Origin of the sequence: Winogradskyella algicola (genome assembly GCF_005869935.1) — a bacterium.
Lineage (GTDB): Bacteria > Bacteroidota > Bacteroidia > Flavobacteriales > Flavobacteriaceae > Winogradskyella > Winogradskyella algicola.
Genome location: NZ_SZQF01000003.1, coordinates 296,339 through 309,264 on the forward strand (window position 1 = coordinate 296,339; position 12,926 = coordinate 309,264).

The 12,926-nt window shown below is 33.1% G+C and carries 11 protein-coding genes and 2 rRNA genes; 11 read left to right on the forward strand and 2 right to left on the reverse strand.

Translation table 11 applies throughout. The features are described 5' to 3' along the window. Positions 1-47: 47 nt before the first annotated feature. From FC091_RS07470 to FC091_RS07520, 11 genes are all read left to right on the forward strand, one after another. A complete protein-coding gene (locus FC091_RS07470; protein WP_138433652.1) occupies positions 48-1,496 on the forward strand; it encodes a glyceraldehyde-3-phosphate dehydrogenase in 1,449 nt (482 codons plus the stop codon). A gap of 200 nt (positions 1,497-1,696) precedes the next feature. Then, positions 1,697-2,323, forward strand: coding sequence for a tRNA (guanine-N1)-methyltransferase (locus FC091_RS07475; RefSeq protein ID WP_138433653.1), 627 nt, complete (start codon positions 1,697-1,699; stop codon positions 2,321-2,323). Positions 2,324-2,420: 97 nt separating this feature from the next. Further along, the gene (locus tag FC091_RS07480; RefSeq protein WP_138433654.1) at positions 2,421-2,927 is read left to right on the forward strand and encodes a hypothetical protein; all 507 of its coding nucleotides are present in this window, start codon (positions 2,421-2,423) and stop codon (positions 2,925-2,927) included. 79 nt (positions 2,928-3,006) lie between these two features. Then, positions 3,007-3,687, forward strand: a complete 681-nt coding sequence (gene trmD / locus FC091_RS07485) for a tRNA (guanosine(37)-N1)-methyltransferase TrmD (RefSeq protein ID WP_138433655.1) — start codon at positions 3,007-3,009, stop codon at positions 3,685-3,687. A 182-nt stretch (positions 3,688-3,869) separates the two neighbouring features. After that, complete coding sequence (gene rplS, locus FC091_RS07490; RefSeq protein WP_076616552.1) at positions 3,870-4,220, forward strand: 50S ribosomal protein L19; 351 nt, start codon at positions 3,870-3,872, stop codon at positions 4,218-4,220. Between the two features lie 992 nt (positions 4,221-5,212). Then, positions 5,213-5,785, forward strand: a complete 573-nt coding sequence (locus FC091_RS07495) for a pentapeptide repeat-containing protein (protein WP_138433656.1) — start codon at positions 5,213-5,215, stop codon at positions 5,783-5,785. Between the two features lie 151 nt (positions 5,786-5,936). Next, complete coding sequence (locus FC091_RS07500) at positions 5,937-8,156, forward strand: NADP-dependent isocitrate dehydrogenase (RefSeq protein ID WP_138433657.1); 2,220 nt, start codon at positions 5,937-5,939, stop codon at positions 8,154-8,156. A 111-nt stretch (positions 8,157-8,267) separates the two neighbouring features. Continuing rightward, a complete protein-coding gene (locus FC091_RS07505) occupies positions 8,268-10,643 on the forward strand; it encodes a TonB-dependent receptor (protein WP_138433658.1) in 2,376 nt (791 codons plus the stop codon). Between the two features lie 5 nt (positions 10,644-10,648). Then, positions 10,649-11,464: a DUF4249 family protein gene (locus FC091_RS07510; RefSeq protein ID WP_138433659.1), complete on the forward strand. Its 816-nt coding sequence runs from the start codon at positions 10,649-10,651 to the stop codon at positions 11,462-11,464. Positions 11,465-11,499: 35 nt separating this feature from the next. Further along, complete coding sequence (murQ, locus tag FC091_RS07515; protein ID WP_138433660.1) at positions 11,500-12,324, forward strand: N-acetylmuramic acid 6-phosphate etherase; 825 nt, start codon at positions 11,500-11,502, stop codon at positions 12,322-12,324. Further along, complete coding sequence (locus FC091_RS07520) at positions 12,299-12,538, forward strand: DUF6095 family protein (protein WP_138433661.1); 240 nt, start codon at positions 12,299-12,301, stop codon at positions 12,536-12,538. The genes murQ and FC091_RS07520 overlap by 26 nt, the downstream gene beginning before the upstream one ends. A gap of 73 nt (positions 12,539-12,611) precedes the next feature. Here the strand turns inward: FC091_RS07520 and rrf are convergent. Both rrf and FC091_RS07530 read right to left on the reverse strand, forming a co-directional pair. Next, a 5S ribosomal RNA gene (gene rrf, locus FC091_RS07525) occupies positions 12,612-12,719 on the reverse strand. A gap of 78 nt (positions 12,720-12,797) precedes the next feature. After that, positions 12,798-12,926, reverse strand: a 23S ribosomal RNA gene (locus FC091_RS07530); the annotation flags it as partial.

A 12,926-nucleotide genomic window follows, 5' to 3' on the forward strand; every position in this document is an offset into this window, starting at 1 on the left:
GAAATATGTATTTTTGCGCCAAATTAAAAACACTAAACCAATAAAAAATGGGTTTTAACGACACTTACGAAAAAGAGTTAGCGTTTCAGGCAGACCGTCGCAGAGCAACGGTTGAATTTATTAAAACAGTGAGCGACCTTTGGTACGACAATTCCATTGAGCTTGTGTTATTCAGAAATCAGTTAATTGATAGAAAGGTGAGCGAAATTTTAAACTTGCACGAATACGCAGGTGAATTTGTTCAAAAACCAATTTCAATTTTTGATTCTGTAGAAATTGCTCAGGCAATCAAAAAATTAAATTTACCACCTGCAAAATTAGACATAGGTAAACTTACCTATGAGTATCACTTAGAAGATCAGAAGTACAATAATGCTACAGCATTTGTTTCTGCTAAATTAAGTGAGGCCAATAACTCTAAGGGGCTAGAACCTAAAGATGTTATTCTTTATGGGTTTGGTAGAATTGGTAGATTAGTAGCACGTGAACTAATGACTCGTACTGGAAAAGGCAATCAACTACGACTTAGAGCCATTGTAACTCGTGGTGAAGTAAACCAAACTGTTTTAGAAAAACGTGCATCACTACTAAGAAACGACTCAGTACACGGAGATTTCTCTGGTATGGTAAGTGTTGATGTTAAAAATAGCGCCTTAATTATTAATGGTACCACAGTAAATATTATTTCTGCAAACGCGCCAGAAGATATAGATTATACCAAATACGGTATCAATAAGGCTTTAGTAATAGATAATACAGGTGCATTTAGAGATGATAAAGCGCTTTCTCGCCATCTAAAATCTAAAGGTGTAGAAAAAGTTTTACTTACTGCACCAGGAAAAGGTGTACCAAATATTGTACATGGTGTTAATCATTTAGAGCACAATCCGGATGAGGTTAAAATTTTCTCTGCTGCATCTTGTACCACAAATGCTATTACTCCTGTATTAAAAGCTGTTGAAGACTCTTTTGGTGTAAAATCTGGTCACTTAGAAACCATTCATGCTTATACAAACGACCAAAACTTGGTAGATAACTTCCACAAAAAGTACAGACGTGGTAGAGCTGCTGGTCTTAATATGGTAATTACAGAAACTGGTGCCGGACAAGCAGTAAGCAAAGCATTACCATCATTAGAGGGTAAATTAACATCTAATGCGATTAGAGTTCCTGTACCAAATGGTTCTTTAGCTATTCTTAACCTTGAGTTAGAAAAAGAAACTTCGGTAGACAGCATGAATACCATCATGAAAAAATATGCTCTAGAAGGCGACTTAGTAGAGCAAATCAAATACGAAATGAGTGACGAGCTAGTGTCTAGCGATATTGTTGGTAGCTCAGCACCATCAATTTATGACAGTAAAGCTACTATTGTGAGAGCTGATGGTAAAAATGCCATCCTATACATATGGTACGATAACGAATATGGATACAGTCATCAAGTTATTAGACTTGCAAAATATATTTCTAAGGTAAGACGCTATACTTATTATTAGAATCTTTTGAAAAAGGAAAAGAAAAATCTTGTCGTTTGGCAAGATTTTTTTGTTTTAAAACATCCAAAGCAACTCAAAGCGCGTATATGAACTGTTGAGTAAAATGATGTTGCATTTGTTTTTTTATTTCTTGAAACAAATGCACATAAATTCATTATCTTGGCACCTAATTAATCGAACACAACCAAAACAATTACAATATGAAGTTTTTAGCTAAAGTCGCTGTAATTCTTATAGTTACCTTTAACCTACAAACCTTAACCGCACAAACTCAGCAAGACGATGCTGAAGAACAGTACTCATTAAACAGTGGTACTATTGATAGCCAATTTGAATATGTTTTTAGAAAATCTGGAAACTTTAAAGGAACAAATGGACAACCTTACGAAGCTGTAAAACAAGCTTGGTTATTAAAATTAAAAGCCAATGTTTTAGATTCGCTTAAAACAACATATAAAGATTTAGCCAATTCTGAAGCAACTGTTGCCAACCAAGTTAAAGAAATAGATGATCTAAAGGCAAAGCTTGGAAACACACAAACCACTTTAGACCAAACCAATGAAGAAAAAAACAACATGGCATTATTGGGTATGCAAACCAGCAAGACTAATTATAATGTTATTATGTGGAGTATCATTGCTGCACTAACTGCCTTTTTATTATTCTTTATTTATAAGTTTAAAAACAGTAACTCACTCACCAAGGAAGCTAAACATAAACTTGAAGAAGTAGAAACTGAGTTTGAAGAACATAGACGCAACGCTTTAGAGCGCGAGCAAAAAGTAAGACGTCAACTCCAAGATGAGATTAATAAGAATAAGGCTTAGCAATTACCTTTTTGTAAATATTGAAAATCCGCAGTCTTAATTGCGGATTTTTTTGTTTTTAGTTAAATTTAAAGTAGTATACATTCATTATGAGAAAATGGAAAATTTAATCAATTCGATAAAACAATCATTAGAAAATAGAAATTGGTATGCAGCTTTGATATTGGCATTGACATTACCAGATATTGCTGGCAAAATTGAGTATCCATCCCAAAGGTCATCTCGGCACAGATATTGTCAATGGTTTGAAAACTACATACTTGATTATTACACTGCTGAAATTGGACCTAAAAAAACAAAGACAACTTTTTTATCAGGAAGTGACTGTTACGCTTTACGCTGTGCTTATCTTCATGAAGGAAATTCAGAGATAACAGGTCAAAGTGCTAGAGAAGCACTTGATGACTTTCAATTTGTTGCTCCACTAGAGAAAAGTTTAATAGTTCTTCACAATAATAGGATTAATAACAAATTACAATTGCAAGTTGATATATTCTGTAATGACATTATTAATGGAATAAACAATTGGGTTAAAGCTAATTCTGATGATGTAAAAAAATTAGAACGATTAAATAGTTTCTTAACTATATATGAGATCAAATAACAATATATAGCATTGTATGTTATTTATTTTAATTGAATTCATCATTTAAACCTACCTTTGCATTTCATTTAGAAAGACCATGCGCATAGATATCTTAACCGTTTTACCAGAACTTTTAAAAAGTCCGTTTGAAGCATCTATTCTTAAACGTGCTATAGAAGCAGATTTGGTAGAAGTTCATTTTCATAACCTTAGAGATTACACTACAGACAACTATAAATCTGTGGACGATTACCAATTTGGTGGTGGCGCAGGTATGGTTATGATGATAGAACCTATAGATAAATGTATTTCTGGTCTGCAAGCAGAGCGCAACTACGACGAGATTATATACATGACACCAGATGGCGAGCGTCTTAACCAAAGTATAGCCAACCAAGTATCCTTAAAAGAAAACATCATTATACTTTGTGGTCATTATAAAGGTGTAGACCAACGTGTACGCGATAAGTTTATTACCAGAGAAATCTCTATTGGAGATTATGTGTTGTCTGGTGGCGAATTAGGTGCAGCCGTGCTCTGCGATGCAGTTATTAGATTAATACCAGGTGTTTTGGGCAATGAGACTTCTGCCCTAACTGATTCGTTTCAAGATAATCTGTTGGCACCACCAATTTACACAAGACCGAGAGATTATAAAGGTATGAAAGTCCCTGAAGTATTGTTTAGTGGTAATTTTGGTGAAATAGAAAAATGGCGCGAAGAGCAAGCTTACCAACGTACCAAAGAAAGACGACCAGATCTTTTGAATGAAGAATGATTATCGGCTAACGGCCTACAAATAAACAACTAAACGATTAAACGATTAAACATCGAGCAAAAAACTTTTCACTTTCTACTTTCTACTTTTAACTTTTTAATTATCTTTGCAGCCACTTTTGGATTAACCTCTGGCGAAAACCGTGAATGTTGATTTAAAACAACCATTATAAAAGAGAAAACATGGATTCTTTAGTAAAATTTGTACAAGACGAATTTGTAACCAAAAAAGACTTACCAGAGTTTAGTGCTGGTGATACGATCACAGTATACTACGAAATTAAAGAAGGTAGCAAAACGCGTACACAGTTCTTTAAAGGTGTTGTATTACAACGCAAAGGTAGCGGAGCTTCAGAAACGTTTACAATCCGTAAAATGTCTGGTACTATTGGCGTAGAGCGTATCTTCCCAATTAACTTACCAGCTTTACAAAAAATTGAAGTGAACAAGCGTGGTAAAGTACGTAGAGCACGTATATTCTACTTTAGAGGTCTTACTGGTAAAAAAGCAAGAATTAAAGAAGTTAGAAGATAATCTAACACACATAACATTAGAAAAGCCTTCATTACTGAAGGCTTTTTTATTGCCAATTATTTGTTGGATTCTTTATGAAAGAAAATGAAGATTTTTTCTTTTAGACGAAAAAGAAAATTAAAGCCTAGCCATAGTTAAGCTTTAATTTTATTCTGAAGTATAAATGGAAAAAGAACATTTTATTTCAATTAATTTAATAAATAGTTGGCAACTTTATTAACTTTTGTTGATAAGTACGGTTTATAAATTGTGTATATCTAAATCGTTAAAAAATTTGCATATTCGTAATATAAATCTAATTTAGCTAAACAATCAACAACAAGCAGTGTTTGGTTTTAAAATAAATTTTAAATTTATGTTAATTGTTTAAAGTAACGTTCTTTAAAATAATAAGATTGTTTTTTGAGGTTGACGAACCGCTTGTGTAGGCAAGTGTTGGATAGTCAACCATGAAGCTTAAGTTTTATAGTATGCTTGCAGATTATAAAGCGTAAGCGGAAAGCTTTGAAAAAGTAACGTAAGCGAAAGTGAACGTGAAAAGGATGAGCAATGTTTTTGGACGTGTAGGACACGCAAGTGAAGAACAAAAAAGAAATCATCAAGAAAAACAAATCTTATGAAACTTAGTAGTATCAGGTCAATACATTTTGAAAGATATGAAACGTTTCTCTTGAAGTAGGAACACTTGAACCGAAAAGGATGATGATGAAAATCATACAGCTGAGTTAGTGGAAGCTAAATAGGTCACGTTAGTACTGTTTCAAAAAAAAGCCATGTCAGAACAGTTTTACTGTAGTGATATGGCTTTTTACTTTTATATACCTAAAGATTAACGCTCGTCACTTCGAGTGAAATTCTTATGGAATTTTGTATTGAGAAATAAACTAGTATCATGAATTTCCTTGTTTTCGATACAAATTTTACGCTCTGTAAGCGTAAAACTTAGTCTAACTTACGAAAATCCATATTCTACTTTCTTCTATATTTGTTTTATGAATTTACAAAGCATATCTGACCAAAACTACAGTAATAAAAACTACACCACTAATCTACTTCCAAAAGCAGAATACAGCTATTGCACCTTTACCAACTGCAATTTTGAAAATTCAGATATTTCTAATAACGTCTTATTAGAATGTGAATTTGTAGATTGCAACTTTAGCAATGTCAACGTAAAACATACAACATTTAATGATGTAAGTTTTAATTCCTGTAAGCTCGTTGGTATTAATTTTAAAGATTGTAGTGAGTTTCTACTCGACTTCAACTTTCGAAATTGCAACCTCAATCTTAGTTCGTTTTCTAATATGAACATCAACAAAACATGCTTCAGCAATTGTAAAATGCATCAAGTAGATTTCACATTTACGGAAGTAGAAGAATCAAAATTTTCTCGGTGCGACTTAATGAATTCTATATTTAATAACACCAACCTTGAAAAAGCAGATTTTTCAACAGCTTTTAATTTCAATATTAATCCTGCTGAAAACAATCTTAAAGACGCGCAATTTTCAAAAAATAATATTGAAGGGCTATTAAATATCTTCAAAATAAAGATTAAATAAAAAATCCATCTAATTAAGTATTTCACTCAAGAAATTCTTAAAATTTACCATCAATTACTAGCAATCTCGCAATCGCTAAACCCTATCTATTTTGTATATTTGCACAGCTTAAAAATAAGCTTAAGCATATTCACATTATATTTAACAACCTATGACCAAAACAGCAAAGATTGTTTATACAAAAACAGACGAAGCTCCAGCTTTAGCAACACGTTCATTTTTACCAATAGTTCAATCATTTACCAAATCTTCTGGTATAACTATTGAAACTAAAGACATTTCGTTAGCAGCTAGAGTTTTAGCGGTGTTTCCTGATTATTTAACTGAAGAACAAAGAGTAGTAGATGCCCTTAGTGAGTTGGGTGAATTAGCGAAAAAGCCAGAAGCTAATATTATAAAATTACCAAACATCAGTGCTTCTATTCCTCAACTAAGAGACACTATAGAAGAACTTCAGGCAAAAGGGTATAAACTTCCTGATTATCCAGACGAGCCCGAAAATGATATTGAAAAAGAAATCAAGTCTCGCTACGATAAAGTTAAAGGTAGTGCTGTAAACCCAGTATTGAGAGAAGGGAACTCAGACAGACGCGCACCAAAAGCTGTTAAGAATTACGCTAAGAAAAACCCACATAGCATGGGAGCTTGGTCCGCAGATTCCAAAACGCATGTCGCTACAATGAGCGAAGGGGATTTTGCTCACAATGAGAAATCATATACCACAACTGAAGCTACCACAGTAAAAATAGTACACACAGACACTGATGGTAATACTACTATATTAAAAGATAATTTAGCATTACAAGCTGAAGAAATTATTGATGCTACCGTAATGAGTAAAAAAGCGCTTTTACGTTTCTTAGAAAGAGAGATAAAAGATGCTAAAGCTCAAGATATTTTAATGTCTTTACACATGAAAGCTACCATGATGAAGGTTTCTGACCCTATCATTTTTGGTCATGCTGTAAGAACATATTTTAAACCTGTTTTTGAAAAACATGCTGACACATTTAAAGAAATTGGTGTTGATGTAAATAACGGTTTAGGTAATTTATTAGATAATCTTGAAGAATTACCAGAAGCTAAGCGCAAGGAAATTAAAGCAGATATTGAAGCTGCCTTCAATGAAGGGCCTGATTTAGCTATGGTTAACTCTGACAAAGGTATTACCAACTTACACGTGCCGAGCGATGTTATTATTGACGCCTCAATGCCAGCAATGATCCGTACATCTGGACAAATGTGGAACAAAGATGGTAAACAACAAGATACAAAAGCTATTATTCCAGACAGTAGTTATGCTGGTGTGTATACAGCTACTATAGATTTTTGTAAAAAACACGGAGCTTTTGATCCAACAACTATGGGTACCGTACCAAATGTTGGTCTTATGGCTCAAAAAGCGGAAGAGTATGGTTCTCATGATAAAACCTTTGAAATGACATCAAACGGAAAGGTTGAAGTTATTGACGCTAACGGAACTGTTTTAACAAGTCATAACGTTGAAACTGGTGATATTTGGAGAATGTGCCAGGTTAAGGATGCGCCTGTTCAAGATTGGATTAAATTAGCAGTTACAAGAGCAAGAGCATCGCAAACACCTGCTGTATTTTGGTTAAATAAAGATAGAGCTCATGATGCAGAATTAATCAAAAAAGTAAATAAATATCTTCCTAATCACAATACTGAAGGTTTAGATATTAGAATTCTTGCGCCTATTGAAGCTACTAATTTCACTCTAGAACGCATCAAAGAAGGTAAGGATACCATCTCAGTAACAGGAAATGTTTTAAGAGATTACCTTACAGACTTATTCCCTATTTTAGAATTAGGAACTAGTGCAAAAATGTTGTCTATTGTTCCATTAATGAATGGTGGTGGTTTATTTGAAACTGGTGCTGGTGGCTCTGCTCCAAAGCACGTACAACAGTTTGTTGAAGAAAATCACTTAAGATGGGATTCTCTTGGTGAATTTTTAGCACTTGCGGTTTCTTTAGACCATTATGCTGAAGTTAATAACAATGTTAAAGCACGTGTTTTAGGAGAAGCTTTAGATGTTGCCACCGAGAAACTTTTAGAAAATAAAAAAGGGCCTTCTCGTAAAGTAAACGAACTAGATAACAGAGGCAGTCATTTCTATTTAGCATTATATTGGGCAGAAGCTTTAGCAAACCAAGATAAAGATGCTGATTTAAAAGAGGAGTTTACCTCAATTTTTAATGTCCTTTCTTCTAAAGAAGAAGAAATTGTAGCAGAACTTATAGATTGCCAAGGAGAACCAGTAAATATAGAAGGTTATTATTTCCCTAATGAAACTTTAACAAGTAGTGCTATGCGACCTAGCAAAACACTCAATTCCTTATTAAATTAAACTTTTGTTAAAAAGAGCTTCATTGAAAAATGAAGCTTTTTTTATATCCGTAAATTTGTGTTACAAATGCACTATACAATCGTTTTATAATCAACACCAATCTTATAAACTATGGCTTTAACCTATAGAGTTATACTACTCTTATTATTTTTTTGCCCAAGTGTACTACCAGCACAAGAAAAATTTACATTAAGCGGAACGATTACAGATAGTGAAAGTAACGAAACCTTAATTGGTGTGAATGTTCTTATTCCAGAAATTCAATCTGGAACCATGACCAATGAATATGGCTTCTACTCTATTACACTTCCAAAGGGAACTTACAACATTCAAATAAGCTATTTAGGGTTTAAAACCATAAGCCAAATTATTGAGTTAACTAACGACCTATCTAAAAATTTTCAACTTACTGAAGCTGCTGAGAGTCTAGACGAAGTGGTTATTACCGAAAATATAGAACAACTTAATATCAGAAAACCACAAATGAGTGTTAATGCCTTATCTATAAATACGATAAAGCAAATGCCAGTAGTTTTAGGCGAAGTTGATGTTATTAAATCCATCACACTTTTGCCAGGTGTTACTAATGCAGGCGAAGGCTCGTCTGGATTCAATGTGCGCGGTGGTGCTGCAGATCAAAATCTTATATTATTAGATGAAGCTACTATTTTTAATTCATCTCACTTATTTGGATTCTTTTCTGTTTTTAATCCAGATGCTATAAAAGATATTAAGCTTTACAAAGGTGGAATTCCTGCCAAGTATGGTGGACGCGTATCGTCTGTTTTAGATATTTATCAAAAAGAAGGTAATAGTAGTAAATTTCAGATGAATGGTGGCATTGGTTTAATCTCCAGTAGGTTGTTAGCAGAAGGACCAATTAAAAAAAATAAGGGATCATTTTTATTTGGTGGTCGCAGTAGTTATGCTCATTTGTTTCTTCCACTTTTTGACCTTGATAATGTGGCCTATTTTTACGATTTAAATACCAAATTAAGTTACCGCTTAAATGATAATAACAGTATTTTCTTGTCGGGTTATTTTGGTAGAGACGTATTTAGCATTCAGGATAGTTTTGAAAACACTTACGGTAATACTGTAGTTAATTTTAGGTGGAATCATTTATTCTCAGATAAGTTATTTTCTAACCTGTCGCTCATTTACTCTGATTATTATTATGGCTTAGATTTAAATTTTGTAGGTTTTGAATGGGAATCTGGTATAAGAAACTTTAATGTTAAGTACGATTTAAAACATTATATAAATAATAATTTTAAGTTAGAATACGGACTCAACAGTATCTATTATAAATTTAATCCAGGAGAAATTAACCCTAATACCGAAGATTCTGGTATTAATCCTTTTAAACTCATTGATAAATATGCATTTGAAAATGCTGTCTATCTAGATGCAGAACATAAACTAAGTAACAAGCTTAGTCTTAGTTATGGCGCTCGGTTTAGTACATTTCATCGCTTAGGTCAAGATGAATTAAATGTTTACCAAAATGACAATACTGTCATTTTCAATGCAGATTTAGGTATTTATGAAAAAGCAGAACCAATAGACACAGAGTCTTTTAACAGAAGTGATGTTATTGAGTCTTTTGCCAACATTGAGCCACGCTTTTCTTTAGCATATCAGCTTAATGATTATTCGTCTGTAAAGGCAAGTTACAATAGAATGTCTCAATACCTTCATCTTTTATCGAATACAAACTCACCAACACCATTAGATGTGTGGACACCAAGTGGTAAATTCATTAAGCCACAACTTTTAGATCAATATGCGCTAGGCTATTTTAGGACTTTTAAAGACAACACATTCTCATTAGAAGTTGAAACGTTCTATAAAACCATAGATAACCGTATAGACTACATCGACGGTGCAAATCTTATCGCGAATGATGCCATAGAACAAGTTATTCTTAATGGAGAAGCTAGAGCTTATGGTCTAGAAATTCTATTCAGAAAAAATGAAGGACGATTAAAAGGATGGTTAGCTTATACATTATCAAAATCTGAACAAAAAACACCAGCAAGAACAGAAACAGAAACAGGTATTAATAATGGTGAATGGTATAATACACCATTTGACAAAACGCATGATATCTCCCTAACAGCAAGCTATGATCTAAATAAAAAATGGAAATTGAGTTCTAATTTTATTTTTCAAACTGGTCAACCTGCCACATTTCCAAATGGTCAATACGAGTATAATGGTATTGTAATACCAAGTTACGAAGCCAGAAACTCAAGTAGATTACCATCATATAATCGATTAGATGTTTCTGCAACCTTTAATCCAAAGCCAGATAGTCAAAAGCGATTTAAAGGCGAATGGGTTTTTGGAATATATAACGTTTATAACAGAAGAAATGCTGCTAATATTACATTTAGAGAAGATAGAATTACTGGAGTTAATGAAGCTGTAAGACTTGCTATTTTTGGTATCGTACCCTCTATTTCTTATAATTTTAAATTTTAAATCATATGAAAAAGATTATAACCCTTTTCCTAATTGTTCTTGTATTTACAAATTGTGAAGATGTTATAGATGTGGACTTAAATACTGCTGAACCAAGATTGGTTATTGATGCATCGATTAACTGGTTCAAAAATACATCAGGAAATGAACAAAGTATAAAGTTAACATTAACTGCACCCTTTTTTAATGATTCTGTTCCACCAGCTAATAACGCTATAGTAACCATTACAGATACTAATAGCAATGTTTTTAATTTTATTGAAGATGGCCAAACAGGAATATACAGAAACTATAACTTTATACCTGTTTTAAACAACACATATGTATTAACTATTGTTTATGAGGGTGAAACTTACACGGCTACAGAAACTTTAAAATCAGTTGTTCAAATCGATTATGTAGAACAAAATGACGAAGGTGGATTTTCTGGTGAGGATATTGAATTAAAAGCATTTTATACAGATCCTGCAAATATTGAAAATTACTATTTTTTTGAGTTTATAAGTGACATTGCCGTTGTCCCAACGTTAGAAGTATATGAAGACCGTTTTACAGACGGAAATCAAATTTTTGGATTTTATACAGAAGAAGACTTAGCAACAAATGATATTGTAACTATAAGAAATTATGGGGTTTCAGAACAGTTTTATGAATATATGTTTATACTATTACAACAAGGAAGTGAAGAAACCGGTGGTCCCTTTGAAACACAACCAGCTACAGTTAGAGGTAATTGTATAAATAATACAAACCCTGAAAACTATCCGTTTGGTTATTTTAGATTATCTGAAGTAGATGAGTTAATTTATACGGTTCAATAACAAAAGTTACGTTTTAAATTCTGTAATTTTAGCTTATGAACTTTGAAAAAACTACTGAAAAAGAATCTCACTATAATCATCTTGAAAAGATGACAATTAAAGAGATTATAACTAATATCAACAACGAAGATCAAACTGTACCTAAAGCTGTAGAAAAAGCTTTACCACAAATTGAAACATTAATTAAAGTTATTGTAGAAAAATTACAAAGTGGTGGTCGCCTATTTTACATAGGTGCTGGCACAAGTGGTAGACTAGGAATTTTAGATGCGTCGGAATGTCCACCAACATTTGGTGTTCCACACGATTTAGTGATAGGGATTATTGCTGGTGGTGACGCAGCAATTAGAAAAGCTGTAGAAAATGCAGAAGACTCTACAAATCAAGGTTGGAAAGATTTAGAACAATATAAAATATCTAAAAAAGACGTTGTTGTTGGTATAGCTGCATCTGGTACAACACCATACGTAGTTCATACATTAAAAAGATGTAATATCGAAAATATCGTTACAGGTTGTATAACTTGCAATAAAAATAGTCCTTTAAGTCTTACATCTCAATACCCAATTGAAGTGATTGTTGGACCAGAATTTTTAACAGGAAGTTCAAGAATGAAAGCTGGAACTGCTCAAAAATTAGTTCTCAATATGATTACTACTACAGTAATGATACAGTTAGGACATGTAAAAGGAAATCGTATGGTAGATATGCAGCTTAGCAATAATAAGCTTGTAGATCGAGGTATAAAAATGATAATGGAAGAACTTAACATACCACTAGCCACAGCAGAATCACTACTTAAACAATATAAATCCGTAAGACTAAGTATCGAAAATGGAAGGAAACAACAAAACAGATAAAGAACTTCTTATAAAAGGTATAAAACGATTAGTCATTTGTCTATTTCTTATGTTCTTAGGGCCTACTCTTCTTCATATTGCCTTTAGTAATAATGACAAGCCATTATACTATCCTATTTTAATAGTTGCGATTCTAATTTGTATTACAGCTATTGGAATGCTTTATATTGGATTAAATACAATAATAGATAGTATATTCAACAAGAAAAAATAACCTATAATTTCTTTTTCATTAAAAAATAGCTGGAAAAACAAAAGACCCTTACTGTAACAGTAAGGGTCTTCAAAAAAGGCGGCGACCTACTCTTCCACAAGTGCAGTACCATCGGCGCAAACGGGCTTAACTTCTCTGTTCGGAAAGGTAAGAGGTGAGCCCCGTCGCTATAACCACCTTAAACTGTTTCGGTCGTCTAGACCGTATAATAAACATATTGAAAAAAGTCACATGGTTTGTACCTATAAAAAGAGCGGCGTGCAATAAGCCTATGGGTTATTAGTACTACTCGGCTATGACATTACTGCCTTTACACCTGTAGCCTATCAACGTGGTCATCTTCCACGACCCTTTAAAGAAATCTCATCTTGTGGTGGGTTTCGCGCTT

Coding starts and splice junctions, on each gene's coding strand:
- FC091_RS07470 (WP_138433652.1), top strand. CDS start 48: ATGGGTTTTAACGACACTTACGAAAAAGAGTTAGCGTTTCAGGCAGAC.
- FC091_RS07475 (WP_138433653.1), top strand. CDS start 1,697: ATGAAGTTTTTAGCTAAAGTCGCTGTAATTCTTATAGTTACCTTTAAC.
- FC091_RS07480 (WP_138433654.1), top strand. CDS start 2,421: ATGGAAAATTTAATCAATTCGATAAAACAATCATTAGAAAATAGAAAT.
- trmD (WP_138433655.1), top strand. CDS start 3,007: ATGCGCATAGATATCTTAACCGTTTTACCAGAACTTTTAAAAAGTCCG.
- rplS (WP_076616552.1), top strand. CDS start 3,870: ATGGATTCTTTAGTAAAATTTGTACAAGACGAATTTGTAACCAAAAAA.
- FC091_RS07495 (WP_138433656.1), top strand. CDS start 5,213: ATGAATTTACAAAGCATATCTGACCAAAACTACAGTAATAAAAACTAC.
- FC091_RS07500 (WP_138433657.1), top strand. CDS start 5,937: ATGACCAAAACAGCAAAGATTGTTTATACAAAAACAGACGAAGCTCCA.
- FC091_RS07505 (WP_138433658.1), top strand. CDS start 8,268: ATGGCTTTAACCTATAGAGTTATACTACTCTTATTATTTTTTTGCCCA.
- FC091_RS07510 (WP_138433659.1), top strand. CDS start 10,649: ATGAAAAAGATTATAACCCTTTTCCTAATTGTTCTTGTATTTACAAAT.
- murQ (WP_138433660.1), top strand. CDS start 11,500: ATGAACTTTGAAAAAACTACTGAAAAAGAATCTCACTATAATCATCTT.
- FC091_RS07520 (WP_138433661.1), top strand. CDS start 12,299: ATGGAAGGAAACAACAAAACAGATAAAGAACTTCTTATAAAAGGTATA.